The sequence below is a fragment of the Streptomyces sp. NPDC052040 genome, assembly GCF_044548405.1.
Taxonomy (GTDB): domain Bacteria; phylum Actinomycetota; class Actinomycetes; order Streptomycetales; family Streptomycetaceae; genus Streptomyces.
In genome coordinates, this window is record NZ_JBIUBV010000003.1 from 498,379 (window position 1) to 519,891 (window position 21,513).

Annotated in this window: 15 protein-coding genes; 8 read left to right on the forward strand and 7 right to left on the reverse strand. The window is 71.7% G+C overall.

The window, feature by feature from the left end; translation table 11 throughout:
* The first annotated feature begins 3 nt into the window (after positions 1-3).
* Together ACIHAA_RS10590 and ACIHAA_RS10595 are read left to right on the forward strand one after the other, a co-directional pair.
* Positions 4-1,734 (forward strand): amidohydrolase family protein, encoded by a 1,731-nt coding sequence (locus ACIHAA_RS10590; protein WP_399815366.1) that lies wholly within the window; start codon positions 4-6, stop codon positions 1,732-1,734.
* Positions 1,731-3,182, forward strand: coding sequence for an aldehyde dehydrogenase family protein (locus ACIHAA_RS10595; protein ID WP_399815368.1), 1,452 nt, complete (start codon positions 1,731-1,733; stop codon positions 3,180-3,182). The genes ACIHAA_RS10590 and ACIHAA_RS10595 overlap by 4 nt, the downstream gene beginning before the upstream one ends.
* Before the next feature lie 84 nt (positions 3,183-3,266).
* Here ACIHAA_RS10595 and ACIHAA_RS10600 read toward each other — a convergent pair whose 3' ends face one another.
* Complete coding sequence (locus ACIHAA_RS10600; protein ID WP_399815370.1) at positions 3,267-4,787, reverse strand: CehA/McbA family metallohydrolase; 1,521 nt, start codon at positions 4,785-4,787, stop codon at positions 3,267-3,269.
* A 200-nt stretch (positions 4,788-4,987) separates the two neighbouring features.
* Here ACIHAA_RS10600 and ACIHAA_RS10605 point away from each other — a divergent pair, with 200 nt between their 5' ends.
* Complete coding sequence (locus ACIHAA_RS10605; protein ID WP_399815372.1) at positions 4,988-7,573, forward strand: bifunctional FO biosynthesis protein CofGH; 2,586 nt, start codon at positions 4,988-4,990, stop codon at positions 7,571-7,573.
* A 48-nt stretch (positions 7,574-7,621) separates the two neighbouring features.
* Here ACIHAA_RS10605 and ACIHAA_RS10610 read toward each other — a convergent pair whose 3' ends face one another.
* Positions 7,622-8,131, reverse strand: a complete 510-nt coding sequence (locus tag ACIHAA_RS10610) for a DUF2165 domain-containing protein (RefSeq protein ID WP_399815374.1) — start codon at positions 8,129-8,131, stop codon at positions 7,622-7,624.
* A gap of 159 nt (positions 8,132-8,290) precedes the next feature.
* Between ACIHAA_RS10610 and ACIHAA_RS10615 the strand changes: the two genes are divergently transcribed.
* From ACIHAA_RS10615 to ACIHAA_RS10625, 3 genes are all read left to right on the forward strand, one after another.
* The gene (locus tag ACIHAA_RS10615; RefSeq protein WP_399815376.1) at positions 8,291-9,406 is read left to right on the forward strand and encodes an ADP-ribosylglycohydrolase family protein; all 1,116 of its coding nucleotides are present in this window, start codon (positions 8,291-8,293) and stop codon (positions 9,404-9,406) included.
* A gap of 253 nt (positions 9,407-9,659) precedes the next feature.
* The gene (locus tag ACIHAA_RS10620) at positions 9,660-10,073 is read left to right on the forward strand and encodes a hypothetical protein (protein ID WP_399815378.1); all 414 of its coding nucleotides are present in this window, start codon (positions 9,660-9,662) and stop codon (positions 10,071-10,073) included.
* A complete protein-coding gene (locus ACIHAA_RS10625; RefSeq protein ID WP_399815380.1) occupies positions 10,070-12,430 on the forward strand; it encodes a tetratricopeptide repeat protein in 2,361 nt (786 codons plus the stop codon). Before ACIHAA_RS10620 ends, ACIHAA_RS10625 begins: the two co-directional genes overlap by 4 nt.
* Positions 12,431-12,525: 95 nt before the next feature.
* Here ACIHAA_RS10625 and ACIHAA_RS10630 read toward each other — a convergent pair whose 3' ends face one another.
* The 3 genes from ACIHAA_RS10630 to ACIHAA_RS10640 form a co-directional block, all read right to left on the reverse strand.
* Positions 12,526-12,729 carry a DUF397 domain-containing protein gene (locus ACIHAA_RS10630; protein ID WP_399815382.1) on the reverse strand — a complete coding sequence of 68 codons (204 nt, stop codon included), beginning with the start codon at positions 12,727-12,729 and terminating at the stop codon, positions 12,526-12,528.
* Between the two features lie 159 nt (positions 12,730-12,888).
* The gene (locus ACIHAA_RS10635; RefSeq protein WP_399815384.1) at positions 12,889-13,773 is read right to left on the reverse strand and encodes a helix-turn-helix domain-containing protein; all 885 of its coding nucleotides are present in this window, start codon (positions 13,771-13,773) and stop codon (positions 12,889-12,891) included.
* Positions 13,774-14,055: 282 nt separating this feature from the next.
* On the reverse strand, positions 14,056-14,808 hold the full coding sequence (locus tag ACIHAA_RS10640; RefSeq protein ID WP_399815386.1) for a GPP34 family phosphoprotein: 753 nt from the start codon (positions 14,806-14,808) through the stop codon (positions 14,056-14,058).
* A gap of 177 nt (positions 14,809-14,985) precedes the next feature.
* On the opposite strand from ACIHAA_RS10640, the gene ACIHAA_RS10645 reads away from it, so the two are divergent.
* Together ACIHAA_RS10645 and ACIHAA_RS10650 are read left to right on the forward strand one after the other, a co-directional pair.
* Positions 14,986-17,484, forward strand: a complete 2,499-nt coding sequence (locus ACIHAA_RS10645) for a serine hydrolase (RefSeq protein WP_399815388.1) — start codon at positions 14,986-14,988, stop codon at positions 17,482-17,484.
* A gap of 366 nt (positions 17,485-17,850) precedes the next feature.
* A complete protein-coding gene (locus ACIHAA_RS10650; RefSeq protein WP_399815389.1) occupies positions 17,851-19,794 on the forward strand; it encodes an MFS transporter in 1,944 nt (647 codons plus the stop codon).
* 110 nt (positions 19,795-19,904) lie between these two features.
* On the opposite strand, the gene ACIHAA_RS10655 is transcribed toward ACIHAA_RS10650, so the two are convergent.
* Together ACIHAA_RS10655 and ACIHAA_RS10660 are read right to left on the reverse strand one after the other, a co-directional pair.
* On the reverse strand, positions 19,905-20,423 hold the full coding sequence (locus tag ACIHAA_RS10655) for a glutathione peroxidase (protein WP_399815391.1): 519 nt from the start codon (positions 20,421-20,423) through the stop codon (positions 19,905-19,907).
* 96 nt (positions 20,424-20,519) lie between these two features.
* Positions 20,520-21,191, reverse strand: a complete 672-nt coding sequence (locus ACIHAA_RS10660; protein ID WP_399815392.1) for a nucleotidyl transferase AbiEii/AbiGii toxin family protein — start codon at positions 21,189-21,191, stop codon at positions 20,520-20,522.
* Positions 21,192-21,513: the final 322 nt, after the last annotated feature.

Genomic DNA, 21,513 nt, shown 5'->3' on the forward strand with positions numbered 1-21,513 from the left:
CGCATGCTGGACCATGTCATCAGGGACGCCACCGTCGTGGACGGCACCGGCGCCCCGGGCCGCACCGCCGACGTCGGGGTACGGGACGGCCGTATCGCCGCCCTCGGCACCGTCACCGAGCCCGCCCGCAGCAGCGAGGACGCCGCCGGGCTGGTCCTCGCCCCCGGCTTCGTCGACCCCCACACCCACTACGACGCCCAGCTCTTCTGGGACCCGTACGCCACCCCCTCCCTCAACCACGGGGTCACCACCGTCGCCGCCGGGAACTGCGGCTTCACCCTCGCCCCGCTGAACCCCGAACGCCCCGGGGACGCCGACTACACCCGCCGGATGATGTCCAGGGTGGAGGGCATGTCCCTGGTCGCCCTGGAGGAGGGGGCGCCCTGGACCTGGCACGGCTTCGGGGAGTACCTCGACGCCCTGGACGGCCGGATCGCCGTCAACGCGGGCTTCATGGCGGGCCACTGCGCACTGCGCCGCCATGTCATGGGCCCGGACGCGGTCGGCGGGCAGCCCACGCCCGGCCAACTGGACGCCATGCTGCGGCTTCTGCACGAGGCCATGGACGCCGGGGCCTGGGGCCTGTCCACCACCCAGTCGGCCACCCACTCCGACGGCGACGGACAGCCCGTCGCCTCCCGCCACGCCCGTCCCGCCGAACTGCTCGCCCTGTCCCGGGCGGTGGGCGAGCACGAGGGCACCCAGATCGAGGCGATCGTGGCGGGCTGCCTCGACCGGTTCAGCGACGCCGAGATCGACCTGCTCGCGGACATGAGCGCCGCCGCGGGCCGCCCCCTGAACTGGAATGTGCTCAGCATCGACGCCGCCGTCCCCGACCGGGTGCCGCGCCAGCTGCTCGCGAGCGAACGCGCCCGGAAGGCGGGCGGCCGGGTGGTGGCCCTCACCATGCCGATCCTCACCCCGATGAACATGTCACTGGGCACCTTCTGCGCGCTCCATCTGTTCCCCGGCTGGGGCCCGGTGCTCGCCCTGCCCCTGCCCGAGCGGATCGCCCGGCTGCGCGACCCCGGGGTCCGGGCCGCACTGCTGCGCGGCGCCCGCTCCGATGAGGCGGGCGTCCTGCGGCGCCTCAACGACTTCGGGCGCTATGTCATCGGCGACACCTACAGCCCGGGCAACGAGGGCCTCACCGGCCGGGTGGTGGAGGACATCGCCGCCGAGCGCGGCCAGGACCCCTTCGCCTGCCTGGTGGAGATCTGCGCAGCCGACGACCTGCGGACCGTGCTGTGGCCCATGCCCACCGACAACGACCCGGCCTCCTGGGCGCTGCGCGCCGAGACCTGGCTCCACGAGGACGTCCTCCTCGGCGGCTCCGACGCGGGCGCCCATCTGGACCGCATGTGCGGGGCCCCGTACACCACCCGCTTCCTCGGCGACTGCCTGCGCGGACGGCGGCTGGTGCCGCTGGAGCGGGCCGTCAAGATGCTCACCGACGACCCGGCGCAACTCTTCGGACTGCGGGAGCGGGGCCGGATACGGGAGGGCTTCCACGCCGATCTGGTCCTCTTCGACCCGGAGACCGTCGACGCGGGCCGCGCCACCCTGGTGCACGACCTGCCCGGCGACAGCCCCCGCCTGGACTCCCGGGCGATCGGCGTACGGGCGGTGTGGGTCAACGGCGTCGAGACGATCCGGGACGACACGGTGACCGGGGCCGTGCCGGGCCGGGTGCTGCGCTCCGGCCGGGACACCAGGACGGTGGGAACCCGGTGACCGAGCGGCAGCGGCTGTTCGTCGGCGGAGCCTGGACCGAGCCCGCGGACGGCCACCATCCGGTCCTCGACCCGGCCACCGGGACCGTCGTGGGCTGGGCCCCGGAGGCCTCGCCGGACCAGGTCCGCGCGGCCTGCGCGGCGGCCCGCGAGGCCTTCGGACCCTGGTCGCGCACGGCCCCGGAGGAGCGGGCGGCGGTGCTGGCCCGGGCCGCCGAGCTGATCCGGCGCGACCTGCTGTCCTGCGCTGAGCTGGCGCAGGCGGAGAGCGGCGCCACGACCCGTACGGCGCGCGCCATGCAGGTCGGTGTGGCGGCCGCCCGCTTCCGCCGGTACGCCAGGGTGGAACCGGCCGAGCAGCCGCTGCCGCCGCAGGTCAACGAGGCGGGTCCGCTGGGCCCGGCGGCCGTCCTCGGCGCGGTCGCCGAGCGCCGCCCGGTCGGCGTGGTCCTCTGCGTCACCTCGTACAACAACCCCTGGGCGAACGCGGCGGGCAAGGTGGCCCCCGCGCTGGCCATGGGCAACACGGTGGTCGTCAAACCCGCCCCGCAGGACCCGCTCTCCGTCTACCGGATGGCCCGCGCCCTCCAGGAGGCGGGCGCCCCGCCGGGCGTGGTCAATGTGGTGGGCGGCTCGCGGCCGGAGCTGGGGGAGGCGGCCGTGGAGTGCCCCGACACGGACATGGTGAGCTTCACCGGGTCCACGGCCGTGGGGCAGCGCATCGCCGAGGCGTGCGGGCGGTCCCTGAAACGGCAGTTGATGGAGCTGGGCGGCAAGGGCGCCGCCCTGGTCTTCGACGACGCGGACACCGACGCGGCGGTGGCCGGGATCGCGAGCACGTTCACCTTCTACAGCGGCCAGATCTGCACCGCCCCGACCCGGGTGCTCGCCCAGCGGGGCGTCTACGACCGGGTGGTGGACCAACTCGCCGCGCTGGCCAGGCGGCTGCCGGTCGGGGACCCGCGCGCCCCGGGCACGGTGGTCGGCCCGGTGATCTCGGCGGCCCACCGGGACCGCGTGGAGGCCTATGTGGAACTGGGCCGCAAGGAGGGCGCGCGCCTGGCCGCCGGCGGCGAACGGCCCCTCTGCGAGCGAGGCTTCTACGTCGCCCCCACCGTGCTCGCGGACTGCGCGCCCGGGATGCGGGTGGTCCGGGAGGAGATCTTCGGCCCGGTGGTCGTGGTGCTGCCCTTCGAGGACGAGGAGGAGGCCGTCGCCCTGGCCGACGACACCGACTACGGCCTGATCGACTACGTCTGGTCCCGGGACACCGCCCGCGCCTTCCGCGTCGCCCGGCGGTTGCGCGCGGGCCAGGTCGGCGTCAACACCGTGGGCCGCCATATGGAGGCCCCCTTCGGCGGCTTCAAGAAGAGCGGCACCGGCCGCGACGTCGGCTCCTACGCCCTGCACGCCTACAGCGAACTCCAGGCGCTGGTCTGGCAGGGCTGAGGGAACCGGGCGGGCGGAGAACCGGGGCGGTTCGGGGGCGCGCAAGGCACGGGCGCGCCCCCTGGTGGTCTACACCCCCGTGGCCTACGAACGCCCCAGGAAGATGGGGTTGGTGAACGCGGCCATCACGCCCGGCACCGGCCCCGCCGCCGCCTCGTGCCGCAGCTCCGCCCGCACGTAGGCCGCGTAGGAGGCGGTCGTGCGCCACTCCACCGTGCCCGCCCCGGCCACCGGCAGCGGATCGCTGGTGAACAGCACCCCCTGGTCGGTGACGAAACGGACCGTGCAGCGGGGCGCGCCCCGCGCCTTCAGCCGGACGGTGACCGGGGTGCCGGGATCCGTCCGCAGCCGCTCCCCGATCCCCGCGTGCTCGCCCCGGCCGCCCGAGGCGGTGAAGTCCAGCGAGACGTTCCTGGACTCGGCGACATAGGAGCGGCCCGCCCGGATGCCCTCCTGGATGGCCTCCCGGGTCAGATCGTCGGCGAGGACCACCGTCTGCGGGGCGCCGATCGCGTCGGGGGACCGGTGGGCGTCGCTGTTGCCCATCGCCGGGAGCCAGCGCCCGTGCCCCGCGCGGACCGACGCCACCAGGGTGTTGTCCCACTCCGCGAGCGTCGCCTCGTCGTCCGGGGTGAAGGGCCCGTTCCACACCTCCACCGCGTCGGCCTCCGCGAAGCCGAACTTCCAGCCGCAGCCGACGCAGGTGGCGTGCGGATGGGCGGGCACCACCAGGCCGCCCGCCCGGTGGATCTGCTGGGCGAAGCGGGCCCAGCGGTTGTCCCGCGCCCGGTAGCGCCAGTCGATGAAGGTGCCCGGGTCGGTGCCCAGCGCCAGCACATGCCCGTTGCGGGTGGTCACCTCCTCGCCGAGCATGATCAGCAGATCGTCGCCCGCCAGATCGGCCCAGTGGGCGTGCGAGGACGTGGTGTTGTGCTCGGAGGAGTTGATGAAGTCGAGGCCCGCGGCCCGGGCCAGCGCCGCGATCTCGGCGGGGGTGCGGCGGCCGTCGGAGTACCAGGAGTGCATATGGCAGTCGCCCCGGTACCAGGCGCGCCCCCGCCCCTTGGCCCGGGACGGCGGATACCCGGGCACCGGGGTGGTGCCCTGGACGCCGTAGGTGAGGGTGACGGTGATCTCGTAGGAGAGGCCCTCCGGTGCCACCGTGTAGGGGCCCAGCGCGATGTGCCAGGTGCCGGGGTGCAGCGGGCCGGGGAGATAGCCGGGGGTCGCGTCGTCGGCGCGGACGAAGAACTCGGTGCGCGCGCCGCCGGACCAGCCGCGGAAGCCCCGGCCGCCCAGCTCGGTGCCGCGCTCGTCGAAGAGGCCGATGTCGAGGGCGTTGCCCGGGGTGCCGGCCGGGACGGACGGCCTGTCGTAGGTGTAGGCGACCTTGATCTCCCGGACGCCCGCGGGGACGTCGACGGGAAGGTGGACGAAGTCGGCGGAGCCGGGCGGCAGAGTGCCGCGCACCGTCCTCGTCTCCTGGTTGTCGGCCGCCTCGGCGGCGGGACCGTGGGAGAAGCTCACGGTTCCCAACGTAAGCGCGGCGGCCGCACCCGTCACGAACAGGGCGCGTCTGCCGATGCCGTGGTCGTCCTCGCACATGCTGCTGCTCCCAACGTGCCGGAATGACGGGGGACGGGCAGGAGTGGACCCTTCCAGTGTGGTCCCGCGCCGTGAACTCCCGTGCACGGCAAGCCGATCCCCAGCCGCGCCCCGGCGGAACATCCGGTGCCGCGACCGGCCCCCACGGGCGCCCCCGTCCGCCCTCCCCGGGCCGATCACGGCAAACGTATGCTCGGAGGATGACGACTTCCGCGACCTCCGGAACCGGCCCCACCGAGAACTCCATGCGTCGCGCTCTCAAACGCGCCCGTGACGGTGTCGCGCTCGATGTCGCCGAGGCCGCGGTGCTGCTCCAGGCCCGCGGCGCGGACCTGGAGGACCTCGCGGCGTCCGCCGCCCGGGTCCGGGACGCGGGCCTCGCGGCGGCGGGCCGGCCCGGCGTCATCACGTACTCCAAGAGCGTCTTCGTCCCGCTGACCCGGCTGTGCCGCGACAAGTGCCACTACTGCACCTTTGTGACGGTCCCCGGCAAGCTGCGCCGGGCCGGGCACGGGATGTTCATGTCGCCGGACGAGGTCCTCGACATCGCCCGCAAGGGCGCCGCGCTCGGCTGCAAGGAAGCCCTGATCACCCTCGGCGACAAGCCGGAGGACCGCTGGCCCGAGGCCCGCGAGTGGCTGGACGCGCACGGCTACGACGACACGATCGCCTACGTACGGGCCATCTCCATCCGGATCCTGGAGGAGACGGGCCTGCTGCCCCACCTCAACCCGGGCGTGATGTCCTGGACGGACTTCCAGCGGCTGAAGCCGGTGGCGCCCTCGATGGGGATGATGCTGGAGACCACGGCCCGGCGGCTGTGGTCCGAGCCCGGCGGACCCCACTACGGCTCCCCGGACAAGGAGCCGGCGGTGCGGCTGCGGGTCCTGGAGGACGCGGGCCGCTCCTCGGTGCCCTTCACCTCCGGGCTGCTGATCGGGATCGGGGAGTCCCACGAGGAGCGCGCCGAGTCGCTGTTCGCGCTGCGGAAGGTGGCGCGGGCGTACCACGGCGTCCAGGAGCTGATCATCCAGAACTTCCGCGCCAAGCCGGACACCGCGATGCGCGGGATGCCGGACGCGGAACTGGACGAACTGGTCGCGACGGTGGCGGTGGCCCGGCACATCATGGGCCCGAGCGCCTGCCTCCAGGCCCCGCCGAACCTGGTGGACGGCGAGTACGAGCGGCTCATCGGCGCGGGCATCGACGACTGGGGCGGGGTGTCCCCGCTGACCATCGACCACGTCAACCCCGAGCGGCCCTGGCCGGGCATCGAACGGCTGCGGGAGCACTCCGCGGCGGCCGGTTTCGAGCTGCGCGAACGGCTCTGCGTCTACCCGGAGTTCGTGCGGCGCGGGGAGCCCTGGCTCGACCCCCGGCTGCGGCCGCATGTGGCGGCCCTCGCCGACCCGGAGACCGGTCTCGCCCGGCCCGACGCGGTGGTCGAGGGGCACCCCTGGCAGGAGCCGGAGGAGGTGTTCTCCTCCTCAGGACGCACCGATCTGCACCGCACCATCGACACCGACGGCCGCACCGGCGACCGCCGGGACGACTTCGACGAGGTGTACGGCGACTGGGAGGCGCTGCGGGAGGCCGCCGCGCCCGGCATGGCACCGGAGCGCATCGACGCGGACGTACGGGCGGCGCTGCGCACGGCGGCGGACGACCCCACCCGTCTGACGGACGCCGAGGCCCTGGCGCTGCTGCACGCGGACGGTCCCGCGCTGGACGCGGTGTGCCGGATCGCGGACGACGTCCGCAGGGCGGCGGTGGGCGACGACGTCACCTACATCGTCACCCGGAACATCAACTTCACCAATGTCTGCTACACCGGCTGCCGGTTCTGCGCCTTCGCCCAGCGCCGCACGGACGCCGACGCCTACACCCTGTCGCTGGAGCAGGTCGCCGACCGGGCCCAGCAGGCGTGGGAGGTGGGCGCGGTGGAGGTGTGCATGCAGGGCGGCATCCACCCCGACCTGCCGGGCACGGCCTACTTCGACATCGCCAAGGCGGTGAAGGACCGGGTCCCCGGCATGCATGTGCACGCGTTCTCCCCCATGGAGGTGGTGAACGGCGCCACCCGCACCGGACTGTCGATCCGCGAGTGGCTGACGGCGGCCAAGGAGGCGGGCCTCGACACCATCCCCGGCACGGCCGCGGAGATCCTGGACGACGAGGTCCGCTGGGTGCTCACCAAGGGCAAACTGCCCGCGGCCACCTGGATCGAGGTCGTCACCACCGCCCATGAGCTGGGCATCCGGTCCTCCTCCACGATGATGTACGGCCATGTGGACCAGCCCCGCCACTGGCTCGGCCACTTCCGCACCCTCGCCCGGATCCAGCAGCAGACGGGCGGTTTCACGGAGTTCGTCACCCTCCCCTTCATCCACACCAACGCCCCGGTCTATCTGGCGGGCATCGCCCGCCCGGGCCCGACCCTGCGGGACAACCGGGCGGTGGTGGCGATGGCGCGGCTGCTGCTCCACCCCCATATCCCCAACATCCAGACCAGCTGGGTGAAACTGGGGACCGAGGGCGCGGCGGAGATGCTGCGGTCGGGCGCGAACGACCTGGGCGGCACCCTGATGGAGGAGACCATCTCACGGATGGCGGGCTCCTCCTACGGCTCCTACAAGTCGGTACGGGATCTGGTGGCGGTCGCGGAGGCGGCGGGCCGCCCGGCGAAGCCCCGTACGACGCTCTACGGCGAGGTCCCGGAGGAACGCGTGCGCACGGCGGCGGCCTCGGACGGCCATCTGCCCGACCTGCTGCCGGTCCTGGACTGAGGGCCCCGGCGGCCGAGGGGTCCCGGTCCGGGAGGAGGGGGGCGGAGATCAGCCCTCTTCCCGGGCCGCTCCCGGCAGATGGGTCACCAGCAGGACCACACCGGTCAGCACGATGATGCGGGTGGCCGCGTCCAGACCGTTCCAGGACTTGGACTGCCACATCGCGAACCATTCCCCGCCTATCGCGATGAAGCCCGCGCCGAACAGCACCAGAAGCATCGCCAGACCGATGGTGGACCACCGCCGGGCATCCGGGTGGCGCCGGGCCCACAGCCAGGTCGCCGCGATCAGGACCAGCGCGGCCAGCGTCTCCCAGACGATGATCGCGACATAGGCGCAGTCCTGGAGCGCGCGGGAGGTGACCGCCCGCCACATCAGGTCGTCGTCCTTGAAGGTGGTGTCCATCGCCAGGACATGCCGGACGAACTGCTGATTGGTCCCGAAGTCCGTGATGTTCCCGAACGCGACGAGTGCGATGTACAGGGCGACGGTGCCGACGAGGGCGGTGGCGGCGAGCGGAAGGGCGGGCAGGGAGCGGGGGGTTCTGGTTTCGGCCATGATCCCACTATGGAGAGGGCTTCCGGCCGCTCCTAGATCATTTTCGGGCGGTCACCGAAGTGTGGTGTGCATGACGGTCCTGGGCCCCCGACCGATCCTCTGCGTTCGATTACAGTGCTGCGCATCGGACGTACGGGCGGGACGGTGAGGAGGCCTGGGATGGCTGCGACGGCCGGTGCCGTCTGGGGCCGCACCGAGCAGCAGGACTTCCGCAGCCGGGTGCGCGGGACGCTGCTCGGCGCGGCCGTCGGCGACGCGCTGGGCGCACCGGTCGACGGGCTGCCCCTGGAGGAGATCCGCCGGGAGCACGGGCCCGAGGGCCTCCTGGACCTCGCCCCCGCCCAGGGCGGCCGCGGCGCGGTCACCCAGCTCACCCAGCTCACCCTGTTCTCCGTCGACGGGCTGATCCGCGCCCAGGTCCGCCGGGACACCGGCGCCTGGCATCCGCCGACCGATCTGCACCGGGCCTATCTGCGCTGGGCGGCGACCCAGCACGACTGGGGGCCCGACGAACGCCGCGCGGAGGACGGCTGGCTGGCCCGCGAGGAGTGGCTCTACGCCCGCCGCTCCCCGGCCCGGGCCTGTCTGCTGGGCTTCGGCGACGGCACCCTCGGCACCCTGGAGGCGCCCAAGAATCCCGGCGAACAGGGCCCCGAGGCGGCGGTCCGCTCCGCGCCCTTCGGGCTGCTGGTGGGCTGGGAGCCGCAGTTGGTGTTCCAGCTCGCCATCGAGTGCGCGGTCCAGACGCACGGGCACCCCACCGCGTATCTCGCCGCGGGCGCCCACGCCGTGATCGTGCACGCCCTGGCCCGCGGGGAGATCCTGGACGCGGCCGTACAGCGGGCGCTGGCGCTGCTGGCCGCCTGCCCGGGCCGGCAGCCGGTCGCGGACGCGCTGCAACGCGCCCTGGGTGCCGTACGGCAGGGCATGCCCACACCCGAACGGATCGAGGAACTGTCCGGCGAGGGCACCGCGGACGGAGCCCTGGCGGTCGCCGTGTACTGCGCGCTGGTGGGCGAGGACGTACGCCACGCGCTGTCCCTCGCGGTGAACCACGGCGGCCCGTCGTCGGCCGCGGCAGCGCTGACGGGCGCCCTCCTCGGAGCCCTGCACGGCGAGACCTCCCTGCCCCCGGCCTGGGTGGCCGAACTGGAGGGCCGCCCCACGATGCTGGTCCTGGCCGACGACTTCGCCCTGGAAATGACCCAGGGCCCCACCCTGCACGGCCCCGCCACCTCCTCCCCGGCCTGGCTGGAGCGCTACCCGCGGGCGTAGAGACTGCCGTGCCACACCTCGCAAGGACTGGCCGCTCGTCCCGCCGGTGCCCTCCGCACCCGGGGCGGGCACCGCGTCCCCACCGCCCTCATCCGTGTTCACCCTCTCGATCACGGCCGCCCGCTCCGGCCTGACCAGACCGCGGTCGCGCACGGTTCCCATCCGGGGATGAGTGCCTGACACCACCCTTCGGCCCACCTATCGTGTGGAGTTGGCAATGAGCCGACACTGCCGATGGAGCAGGGGGACGTGGATGGAAGCTCAGCTGATGGACCTGGCTCGCTCCGCGGGAGCCACTGTGGTGACGCTGATGGCCACGGAGGCGTGGGAAAGAGCCCGGGACGGTCTTTCGGCGGTGTGGCGCCGGGTCAGCCCAGCACGTGCTGACACTGTCGAGGGTGAATTGGAAGCGACACGGGAGGAACTGCTCCGCGCCCGGCAGTCCGGTGACGAGACGGCAGTACAGGAACTGGGTGACGAGTGGGCCGGCCGTCTTCGACGCCTTCTGCGTGAGCACCCGGAGGCCGCCGACGATCTGCGACAGATCATTGCCGATCTCGCCCCCACGACTCCCCAGGCTCCGAGCGCGGTGCAGATGCGTGCCCGGGCTTCCGGCAGTGGGCGCGTCTACCAAGCGGGACGCGATCAGCACATCACCGAGCGGTGAGCGACGAGCGGCGGCACGCCGAGAATCGTGTGCACGGACGGGCCTCGGGACAGGGCCGCATCTACCAGTCCACGGGGGACCAGTACATCACCGAACATCACCACCACTACCTCTCACCGGAAGAGCTCGTCTTCGAGCCTTCCCTGCCGCGCACGGTCGTGCGTGCGCAGCCGGGTTCGCCGGGGGTGGATCTGCCCGCCCCCGACTCGGTTCGGACGCCGGTCGTCGGACGGGTACCTCGCATCCTGCGAGACCGGCGCGACCTCATGCGCAGATTGTCGGCCGCCGCTGAGGCCGTGAGCGGCGAAGTGCATGTCCTGCACGGCATGGGCGGCTGCGGCAAGACGGCGATCGCCTACGAACTCTTCAAGACCGCGACACGCGAAGCCCGATGCGTCGGCCTGTGGGTCAACGCCGCCGATCGGGCGACTCTCCGGGCGGGGATGCTCGCCGTTGCGGCCGACCGCGGTGCCCAGACAGTGGAGCTGGTCTCCGCGTACGCCGGACAGCGAGCCGCCGCGGACCTCGTCTGGCACTATCTGGATGCCTCGCCCCAGCCGTGGATCCTGGTTCTGGACAACGCCGACGATCCCTCCGCGCTCGAGGACGGCTCATGGCTGCGCTCAAGCCCTCGGGGCACCGTCGTCGTCACGACACGGCAGGGCACATCGCAGGCGTGGAGCAATGCCGAACTGCACTCCGTGGGCCTGCTTCCGCTGGAGGATGCGGCTCGCGTGCTGCGTGATCTCGCCCCAGCCTCCGGTACCGGCGCAGACGCCGAAGCCATGGCTCGACGGCTCGAATGCCTTCCCCTCGCCCTGACGCTGGCGGGGTCCTTTCTGTCCAGTCAACTCCTGGAGAACTGGTCCATGAGCGACTACCAGCGAAAGCTTGACGAGAGTCCCATCGAAATGATCGACCGAGGGGCGTCAGCCGGTGGCGGCGATGGGGATTCCCGGCAGTTGGTGAGCAAGACCTGGCAACTGTCCCTGAGCACCCTCGCACAGGCAGGTGTCCCTGAATCGATCACACTGATCCGGCTGTTGAGCTGCTGGAGTTCGGATCCGGTGCCCCTGTCGCTGCTCCACCCCGGCAGTGTGGGGGTGGCAGATCTGCCTGCTCTCGATCCGCCGCTGCCCCAGGACCGCATGGAAGCGGCTCTGCGAGGACTGCTCGACCACTCCCTGGCCTCACTCGTGAGCTGGCAAGAAGAAGGGGACGTCGTGCGGTGCGTCCAGGCGCACGGAGTCCTGCTGGACAGCGTGTACACCGCGATGCCTCGGAATCAGCGAGCGCGTGTCGCCGAATCGGCCGGGCGCATCCTCGACGAGGCGGTACCGGCGCCCCTGCGTGGGCTGGCGCCGTCGCGCGGAGTCGAGCGACTCGTGCCTCATGCCGCGACGCTGCTGCGACGAGTCCAGGACGGGGCCTCCGCCCGGACGGCGGTCGACGTGGCCAGCTGCCTGGCGGGTCATCTGCACAACAGCGGGGACTACGAAGCCGCCTTCTCCCTTGCCGAGAAGGCAGCGGAGCGGTCTGCGGAACTACTGGGATCTGACAACCCGGCGGGCTTCCGCGCACAGCACCGGCTGGCCGCGGCCTTGTTCCGGCAGGGCCGATTCGTGGAATCCGAGGCTCTGTACCGACAGGTCATTGAGGGCCGGCGGCGGATCCTCGGCCCGGACGACCCCGAGACCCTTGAGAGCCTTCAGGAAATCAGCGGGCCGTTGAGCCAGATGCAGAGGGTCGATGAAGCCGTGCGGGCGCTGAACGAGACGGAGGAGATCCGGGCCAGAGTTCTGGGGCCCCATCACCCCGACACCCTTCACGCGCGGGCCCTCGTCATCGAGCACCTGGCGGGATCCGGCGATGTCGACGAATTCGACAGGGTGGGGCCGACGACGGTCGCGACCTGCGAAGAGGTCATCGGCGACTCCTTCACCACCGTGACCGCTCGTCACAACTACGCCTACGGCCTCTTCCGCCTCGGCAGATGGGAGCAGGCGGAGAGTGCCGCCCGCCGGGCCCTGGCGGATCGTGAACGCCTGCACGGGCCCGAGCACCCGTTGACTCTTTCCGCCGCGACCCTGCTGAGCTGGATCCTTGAGAAGCGCGGTCTCCTCGCCGAGTCCATTGCACACGGACGCAGGGTGGTCGAGGGGCAGGAAGGGGCACTCGGAGCCGCCCACCCCTATGTGCTGGAGAACCGCATCAGCCTGGCGGGCTCACTCGCCGCCGCGGGGGAGCGGGCCGAGGCAGAAGAACTCGCCCGCCGGAATCTGCCGCTGTGTGAGCGTGTCCTGGGAGCGGACGATCCGATCACGCTGAAGACGCGCCGTCTCATCGAGGACTTCTAGGACAGCCGGACAGCGATCAGCCCCCTCGGCCAGGACGGCGGACCGGTCGAGAGGGCCTGATTCCCGCTGCGGGGCGACCTGGTTGGCGTAGCTCGTCAGTCCTGCCCACGGCATACGTCGAGGACGAATGCCGACCAGGCCTCCCCGGCAAAGCCGAGGGCCGGGCGCTGTAGTGCCTTCGAGTCGCGGACGGCGATCGAGCTGCTGCTTGTTTGTGCCTTGACCTCTACGCAGTCACCGTTCACGGCCGAGTACGAGGACTTGGTCCAATTCGTCAGCGCGCCTTGCCGATTCAGCATAGTTACTCCGATGGTTGTGCCAGATGTACCCAGCCGCGGGTGGCAATTCCGGCGGCTCTGCGTCGAAGCTACGCTCCAACATCGCTTGGCACAGGAGCCGTTCACTCATCCGGATGGCGCAATCGTCGAGATCTTTTCAGGCCTACTTCTTCAGGTGTACTATCCGCGACTCTGGCTTTCAGACGGCTGGTACTGGTAGCTCTCCGCCACCTTGTAGATGAAGTCCCGCGACTGCTCGGCGCTCAACGCCTGGGCACGCAGGTGCTCGTACATCACCGCGTAGCTCTGGACGTCCTGCGGCTTCTCCAGATAGAGGTCGCTGGTGACGCCCTCCAGGTACACGACGCTCGCGTCCATCGCGTCCTGGAACTCCAGGATGGCGAACTTGCCGTACATGCCCGGGTGCGCCCCGGCGTCGTACGGCAGGACCTGGAGAGTGACATGCGGCATCTCACTCAGTTTGGCCAGGTGTTCGAGCTGATCGTTCATGATCTGCTGGTTCCCGACCACGCGTCGGAGCAGCGCCTCGTCGATCACCGCCCAGAAGCGCAGCGGGTTGACGGGGTCGGTGAGGCGGTCCTGGCGCTTGAGGCGAATCTGGATGCGCTTGTCGATCTCGCTCGCGGTGGCCTCGGGCCACATCCCTTCGATGACCGCCTGGGCGTAGTCCCGGGTCTGGAGCAGGCCCGGGACGATCAGTGACTCATAGACGCGCAGACTCGCCGCGTCCGTCTCCAGACCGATGTAGACGCTGTACGGGATGTCGCCGAAGGCATGCCACCACCCTTGCTGGCGCGAATCCTTGGCCATCTGCATCAATGAGTCGACGACCCGCTGGTCCTCCACCTCGTAGACACCGCACAGGTCGCGGACGTCGCGCTGGCTGATGCTGCGGCGGCCGTTCTCCAGTCTGCTGATCTTCGACTGCGAGACGAGCAGCCGCTCGGCGACCTCTTCGGCGGTCATGCCCTTGAGTTCGCGGAGACGGCGCAACTCCTGACCCAGGCGGCGCCGTCGGACAGTGGGATTGACATTCGACGCCACGGACGTGCACCTCCGGCTACTGCCTCTACTTTGTGTATCTGCTGCTGAGCAGATTGCCACCAAGGTGCTTTCTACCGCTGGGAAACTGCGGATATGCGCCGTATATGCAAGGGTTCGGTCTCCGGGGGCCCTTGAACCGTCCCGGACCTGGTAATGCGGCCGCGCGGGGCGGTGAACACCTGGCGTCCCGAAGGACTTCACGGTGTCACCGCCCCGCGCGGGCCTGCGGCTCCCGAACCGGTCTGTGGGCGGCGCCGGTGCGCCGGGCCGGAGAACGGCGGCTCAGTGGGCCACGACGCGTGCCATGGAGCCGCGGCGCGGCTGCATCGGAACACCGCGGGCGGCCTCCGGTGCGGTCCTGCCCGCGGTGGCCTGGCGGCCGGCCGGGGCCGGGTTGCGGCGAGGCTGGGCGGCCGCGCCGTTCTGGACGTCCATCACGGCGTGTGCCACGAGGCCGCCCATGGGGTCGTGCCGGATCAGATCCCGCAGCCGGGAACGGGACGAGCGCCCCTCGTTGCCCGGGTACAGGTGCTTGCCGAGACCGACCGCGTGGGCCAGTGCGGCGAGCGCCGCGGTCCGCGGGTCCGGCGGCACGCCGGTGCGGATCGCGGAATCCAGCCGGGACCTGATCTCCCGGCTGATGGCCGTCTCCGTCGCCTGGTAGCGCGTCGTCGGCAGCACCCCGCACATCTGACCCGGCACGGCCTGGACCATGCCGCACCGCTCCAGATGCGAGAGATAGGTTTGGCGCAGCCCGAGACGCGGCCCGCCGATCCAGTGCACGGCCCGTACCGGAGCGCCGCGCCTGCGCAGCAACTCCAACGCACAGTCCAGAGTTGGATCTCCAGTCGGCCGTGGCACCACCACGGCGATACGATCCCCGTCTGGGGCTATCCGTCCGGCCAGCGCCAGCTCCACTAGCTGTGCTCCGGCCAGACCGAGGTCGAGCGACTGCGGCTGTGCAGTGGTACCCGTGGCCGGGTCCAGTGCCAGCAGCAGAAGCTCCTCCGGAATTGTTCTGCGGCTCCTGCCCATCCATGCCTCCCCGCGTGGATGAATGACAGGGTGACCCCTCTCACATTGGTCTGTCGAGGGTGCGTGACCGGAATGTAGTGGAACCGGTAGGTATGTCGTTCTCGTCTAGCGCAGTGGTCAATCCCTCACACAGGACACTGGTACATGGTTCGGGCGGTGATGCCCGGGTGGCGGTTCATGGTTCGGCAAGGCGCCGCGATGGGTGCGTGGCGCAAGGAGGAGGCATCGGTGGCGGGCGAGTCCCCCGACAGGTCGAAGCGGCACGAGTCGTCGGCGGAAGCGACGTCGGGGAGCAGGGCCCCGGTTCCGGGGCCGGCGGCGGAAGGCCGCGATTCCGGGCGCGCGACGACCGGCGAGAAGGCGCGGGTCGATCAGGCGACGGCGCTGTTGTCCGTGCGTGAGCTGCGGGACTCCGCCGCCACGGCGACGGACGAGGCCTCCCCGGCCGACAAGGGCTCCACCGTGGGTGGCGGCGCGCGGTCGGGCGCCTCGCTGGCGTCCTGGGTCCGGAGCGCGGACGAGGCGGAAGCCGAGGCTGGGGCCGGGTCCGAGTCCGGGTCTGGGTCCGGAGCGGTGGACAAAGGCGCGGACGGCGACACGGCCAAGGGCGCGGACGAGGGCGCTGACGGCGACACGGCCAAGGGCGCGGGCGAGGGCGCTGACGGCGACACGGGCAAGGGCGCGGGTGAGGACGTAGACGCGGACTCGCCGGAGGCGGAGGCCGGGGCGGAGCCCGAGGCCGACGCGAAGAGTGCTGCTGACGACGCCGAGGGCAAGGCGGGTCGGGGGGACAAGGGTTCCGACGCCGACGCGCACGAGGGCCAGAGCGAGGACGCGGACGCGGAGGTCTCTGACGGGGATTCCCCCGGCGGGGGATCCGCTGAGTCCGGGTCCGGCGATGCCAAGTCCGGTGACGACGAGGGCTCCGAAGGCGATGACGAGCATGTCGATCAGCCCACCGCCGTCTTCAAGGCTCCGCGCCGTCCCGCCGTGGACCAGCCGACCACCATGCTGAAGCTCGGCGGCGCCGCCAAGCCTTCCGAGAAGTCAGATAAGGCGGATAAGGCAGGCAAGGCAGACGAGTCGGAAAAGTCCGGAAAGTCCGAGTCCAAGCCCGCCCCCGAGTCCGACACCGAGCGCACCAGCAAGTTCGTCGCGCTCAAGTCGCTGGACGAGCCCAAGACCTCTCCGTCGAAGACCGCCCCGCCGAAGGCCCCGGAGTCGAACGCGGCCGACTCCAAGACCGCAGACTCCAAGACCGCAGACTCCAAGTCCGCCGACTCCAAGACCGCGCAGTCCAAGTCCGCCCAGGCGGCCCCCGCCGACGCGACCGCCGCGCTGCCCCGGGTCGGGCCCGAGCGCACGACGCAGCAGCCGCTGCCGCCGAAGCCCCCGCTGGACCTGCTCGCCGAGCTGACGAACACCCCGCCGCCGCCGGAGACCCCGGTCCGCACGGCGCTGCGGCGGATCAAGATCTGGACCCCGCTCGCCGCGCTACTTGTGATCATCTTTGCGATCGTGCAGGCGGTCCGTCCGCTCCCGAACCCGACGCTCGGGCTCACCGGCGACGAGACGTACACCTTCGGCGGCGGCAGCCTCGAACTGCCGTGGCCGGGTCAGGGGCAGTCGGCGATCGAGGTGGAGGGCGTCGGCCCGCTCGGGGTCCAGGGCAAGCAGACCCCGCAGCCGATCGCCAGCGTCACCAAGATCATGACGGCGTACGTCACCCTCCAGGAGCACCCGCTCAAGGGGAACGACGGCGGCCCGAAGATCACCGTGGACCAGCAGGCCGAGGACGAGTCCAAGAACGAGGACGAGTCGACGGCGCACGTGAAGAAGGGACAGCAGTTCACCGAGCGCCAGGTGCTCCAGATGCTGATGATCCCCTCCGGGAACAACGCGGCGCGGCTGCTGGCCCGCTGGGACTCGGACAACAAGACCTTCGTCGGCAAGATGAACGCCGCCGCGAAGCAGCTCGGCATGACGAACACCACGTACACGGACCCGAGCGGTCTGGAGAAGTCGACCGTCAGCACCGCTGTCGACCAGCTGAAGCTGGCGAAGAAGGTCATGCAGAACCCGGTGTTCCGCAGCATCGTCGGCATGGCCAAGGCGGATGTCCCCGGCCTCACCGGCACGATCTACAACAACAATGACCTGCTGGTGAAGCAGGTCGGCGTGATCGGTCTGAAGACGGGTTCGTCCACCCCGGCGGGCGGCAACCTGGTGTGGGCGGCCACGAAGGTCGTCAACGGCAAGACGCAGACGATCTACGGCGCGGTCCTCAACCAGAACGCCCACACGGGCAAGGTCTGGGACAGCCTCCAGCTGGCGATCACCAACAGCCAGAAGCTGATCGACAAGGTCCAGCAGAGCCTCACCACCGCGACGGTCGTGAAGAAGGGCCAGGTCGTCGGGTATGTGGACGACCGGCTCGGCGGGCACACGCCGGTGGTCGCCACCCGCGACATGACGGCGATCGGCTGGCCGGGCCTGCGGACCAAGCTCTCCATCGGCGACGGCGGCACCACGGTCCCGCACGAGGCGAAGGCGGGCACGGTCGTCGGCAAGCTGACGGTCGGCGACGGCTCCAGCCACGCCGTGACCATCCCGGTCGCCCTCCAGAAGGACCTCGCGGAGCCGGCCTACGGCGCGAAGTTCACCCGGATGGGCTGACCCGCTCCGCGGTCCGCACCACGGCCTGCTCCACGGTCCGCACCGCAGCCCGCTCCACGGCCCGCACTCAAGGCCGGACTACGGCCCGTACGCCTGTCCGAGCCACGGCCCGCACTCCGTCCCGTCCGCCGGACGTGACACGGCGCACCCCGTCGGCGGCCCCCACCCGGGGGTCCGTCGGCGGGGTGCGTGCTAGCGTCGCGAGGTCCGGGGCAGGCCGCGAGCCGCAGAGCCTGGCCCGGAACGGACCTCCGAGAGAACCCCGGCGGAACGTCGGCGGACATCTCGCGGGTGTCCGGACACGGGGCGGAAACGGAACCGGACACGGGGCGACAAACGGAAACGGGACACGGGGAGTGCCTTCAGGTGGCCACTGCGGAGCGGACACACGCCGACGACGCCGATCCGGGCTCTCGTCCGGCCCGGAGCGCGGGCCCGCGAATACCACCGACCGGCCCCACCGCTGACACGACCGTGCAGCCGACCGCGCCCCCGCCCCCCGACGGCCCCGGCGACCGCCCCGAGCCCCCCGCCGAGGACGGCCCGCAGGCCCCCCGGCGCCGCTCCCTGTCCGCCCTGCTCACCCGGCTGCGCTCCACGCGCGCCGCGGACCTGGCCCGCAGGCACCCCGCGCTCACGGTCACGGCCGTCGCCGGGCTGCTGCACCTCGTCTGGTTCTTCACCTTCGCGAACAGTGGCGGCGACCTGGCCGCACAGGACGCCTGGGCGGAGTTCGTGGGCCGCCACCCCGACTCGGCGTACAACCTGGCCTGGTACGGCGGTATGCACCCGGTGTCGTACAGCGTGGTGTCGCCGTATCTGATGTCGGTGCTCGGCGTCCGTACGACGATGATGATCGCGGGGACCGTCTCGGCGGGCCTGCTGATGCTGGTCCTCATCCGCAGCCGTGCGGTCCGCGACCCCTGGTGGCCCGCCATGGCCGGGGTGTTCGCCCTGCTGTGCAACGCCATCTCGGGCCGGGTGACCTTCGGCCTCGGCACGATGTTCGCCCTCGGCGCCACCGCCTGCGTCTTCTGCTGGCCGTACCGCTGGCGCCACAAACGCTGGGCGAAGGCCCTGTGCGCCGCCCCGCTGGCCGCCCTGGCCACGATGGCGTCCCCGGTGGCGGGCCTGTTCGTGGGTCTGGTCGCGGCGGCGCTGTTCCTCCAGAAGCGCTTCCCGGGCGCCTGGGCCCTCGGCCTCGCCCCGACCGTGGTGGTGGCCCTCTCCGCCTGGCTGTTCCCCTTCTCCGGCACGCAGCCGATGACCTGGGCGTCGGTGATCCTGCCCTTCCTCTACGCGGTCCTGATCTACGCGCTGGTCCCCAAGGAGTGGCTGACGGTCCGGATCACCTCGGCGGTCTACGGGCTGTCCGTGCTCCTGGTGTGGCTGATCAGCTCCCAGATCGGCTCGAACATCACCCGGCTCGCGATGCTGTTCGCGGGGGTCGCGCTGGTCGCGGCGCTGCCGTTCACGGTGCCGCGCAGCCGCAAGTGGTACGTCACCGTCATCGCCTTCGCCGGGTTCACCGTCTGGATCGGCGCCAAGACGGTCGACGACATCATCCACACCACCCCGGCGGCGTCCTGGGCGCGGGAGCTGGCCCCGCTGGTGAACCAGCTCCAGGTGGTGGGCGCGGAACGGGGCCGCGTGGAGGTCGTCCCGGCCCGCTCGCACCGCGAGGCCTCCGCGCTGGCGCCGTATGTGAACCTGGCGCGCGGCTGGAACCGGCAGGCCGACATGGAGCGCAACCCGCTCTTCTACGACGACACGCTCAACTCCGCGAACTACCACGCCTGGCTCCAGCGCTGGGCCGTGCACTACGTGGTCCTGCCCAAGGACGAGCCCGACGGGAACGGCGGCGAACGCGAGCGGCAGCTCGTGCAGCGGGGCATGCCCTATCTGCGGGAGATCTGGGGCGACGCCAACTGGCAGCTCTACGCCGTCACCGACCCCGTCCCGCTGGCGGACCCCCCGGCGGTCGTCGACCGCGCGGAGCAGGGCGAACTGACGATCGAGGTGAAGAAGGCGGGCCGGGTGCTCATCCGCATCCCGTACTCGCCGTGGCTGGGCCTGGTCGACACGGAGGGCAAGGGCGTCAGGCCCCCGCAGGAGACACAGGGGTCGAAACACCGCCCGGACGGCACCCGGAAGTCGTACGACAACGTCAACGGCTGCCTGATGGAGACGGCCGAGGACACCTCGGGCGACAAGTGGACCGAACTCCTCGCCCCCCGAGCGGGCGTCTACCGCCTGGCGGCCCCCTACCAACTGCCCCGCGGCACCCCGTGCCCGGAGGAACTCCGCTGAGCTGCCCTACGTTCACCCCGTGACCCCGTCGTCCTGCGTCACCGGGCGCCTTCCGCCCGGTGACGCAGGACGTTCCCCTCCGCCGCTGGGGCAGGGGCAGAGGCAAGCGGTCAGACGAGTGCCTTCTCCACGGCTGCCACGACCTCCGCCGACTCCGGCTCGGCCTGCGGCGAGAACCGGGCGACGACCCGGCCGTCCTTGCCGATCAGGAACTTCTCGAAGTTCCAGCGGATGTCACCGCTGTGCCCCTCGGCATCCGCGAAGCCCACCAGGCGCTCGTACAGCGCGTGCCGCCCGTCGCCGTTCACCTCGACCTTCTCGGTCATCGGGAAGGTCACGCCGTAGGTCGCCGAGCAGAACTCCGCGATCTCCTCCGCGCTCCCGGGCTCCTGCCCGAGGAACTGGTTGCAGGGGACCCCGAGCACGGTGAAGCCCTGCGACGCGTACCGCTCCTGAAGCCGCTCCAGGCCCGCGTACTGCGGTGTCAGTCCGCACTTGGAGGCCACGTTCACCACGAGCACGGCCGTGCCCGCGTACTGGGACAGCTGGGCGGAACCGCCCTGAAGGGCGTCAATCTGCACATCGAGGACGGATCCGGGGGTGCTGCCGGTGTTGTCAGTAGTCGTCATGCAGCGGATGCTAACGCCGCCCCGTGACATCCCCGTGGCCCCCGCCCTCGGTGCCGGACCGCAGGGCGGCGGATGTGCCGAAAGGCCCGGCGGCCCTCACCCCTCGGGCGGTTCCTCCGACTCCGCGAGCCGTTCGGCGATGTCGTCCGCCCACTCCTGGGCCCAGCGGCGGAGTCCGGTGAGCGCGTCGCCCTCGGTACCGTAGGCCGCGAACTCCAGGTCGTCGACCCACTCCATGCCGCTGAGCCGGGCCTGTAGGTCCGTCAGGTCGAAGGCGTCCCGGGCGTGGCGGCGGCCGAGTTCCTCCAGTTCGGGACGGCTCCAGTGGTCCGAGGCGGCGTACACGTCGATGAGGTCCCGGGCGAAGCCGCGGTCGGCCAGGGCGCGCACCTTGGTCCCCACGGCGTCCTCCAGGGAGAGAACCGGACCCAGCCCGGTGGGAACCGGCGGACGCCACAACACCTCTTTGAGGATGTTCAACTCGGTCTCCCCGCCCCCGGCCGGGTCGCCGACCAGCAGCCGGGCCGAGAGGGGGACCGTCTCCGTGGAGTGGACGAGCCAGCCCCGTTCCGTGAGGCCCGCCCGGACTCCGGCGGCGATGTCCGCCATCGGCTCCGCGCTCTCCGTGGCGACGTCCATGCCGTGGCTGGGCCGGTCCACCAGGCCGTGCGCCAGCACCGCGTACCCGCCCGCGATCACCAGCGGGTACGGGGCGCCCACGGCGAGGACGTCGGCGAGCAGGCGCCGGTGCGGTTCGGGGAGGGTCACGCGGCGGCCCGGGCGGAGGTGGCGGATCCGGTGCGGCGGAAGCCGGGCGGTCCGAGCGGCCGCCGGGTCCGTCCGTCCGGGTGCGGTGCGGGGAAGGGGGACGGTGCGGCCATGGCCGGATTATCGCCCGGGCGGCCGGTGGGGCGCGGCACCTGGGGTCGGGCGCGTTCATACCCGCCCGGAGTTGACCCTATAGTTGCGCAAACCGGCAATCGTGTCGCTATGCTTCCGGCGATTCGCGACAGGCGCCCCGAGACCCCGGCGATCGGTTCCCGGCCCCCGGGCGGCCCGAACGGCCGTCCGTCCGGGCGGGGAGCCGCAC

Excerpts from the sequence above, each read along its gene's own strand:
- ACIHAA_RS10590 (WP_399815366.1), top strand. The coding sequence starts at position 4 with ATGCTGGACCATGTCATCAGGGACGCCACCGTCGTGGACGGCACCGGC.
- ACIHAA_RS10610 (WP_399815374.1), bottom strand. The coding sequence starts at position 8,131 with ATGGCCGAAACCAGAACCCCCCGCTCCCTGCCCGCCCTTCCGCTCGCC.
- ACIHAA_RS10605 (WP_399815372.1), top strand. The coding sequence starts at position 4,988 with ATGACGACTTCCGCGACCTCCGGAACCGGCCCCACCGAGAACTCCATG.
- ACIHAA_RS10645 (WP_399815388.1), top strand. The coding sequence starts at position 14,986 with ATGGTTCGGCAAGGCGCCGCGATGGGTGCGTGGCGCAAGGAGGAGGCA.
- ACIHAA_RS10655 (WP_399815391.1), bottom strand. The coding sequence starts at position 20,423 with ATGACGACTACTGACAACACCGGCAGCACCCCCGGATCCGTCCTCGAT.
- ACIHAA_RS10640 (WP_399815386.1), bottom strand. The coding sequence starts at position 14,808 with ATGGGCAGGAGCCGCAGAACAATTCCGGAGGAGCTTCTGCTGCTGGCA.
- ACIHAA_RS10600 (WP_399815370.1), bottom strand. The coding sequence starts at position 4,787 with ATGTGCGAGGACGACCACGGCATCGGCAGACGCGCCCTGTTCGTGACG.
- ACIHAA_RS10630 (WP_399815382.1), bottom strand. The coding sequence starts at position 12,729 with ATGCTGAATCGGCAAGGCGCGCTGACGAATTGGACCAAGTCCTCGTAC.
- ACIHAA_RS10620 (WP_399815378.1), top strand. The coding sequence starts at position 9,660 with ATGGAAGCTCAGCTGATGGACCTGGCTCGCTCCGCGGGAGCCACTGTG.
- ACIHAA_RS10615 (WP_399815376.1), top strand. The coding sequence starts at position 8,291 with ATGGCTGCGACGGCCGGTGCCGTCTGGGGCCGCACCGAGCAGCAGGAC.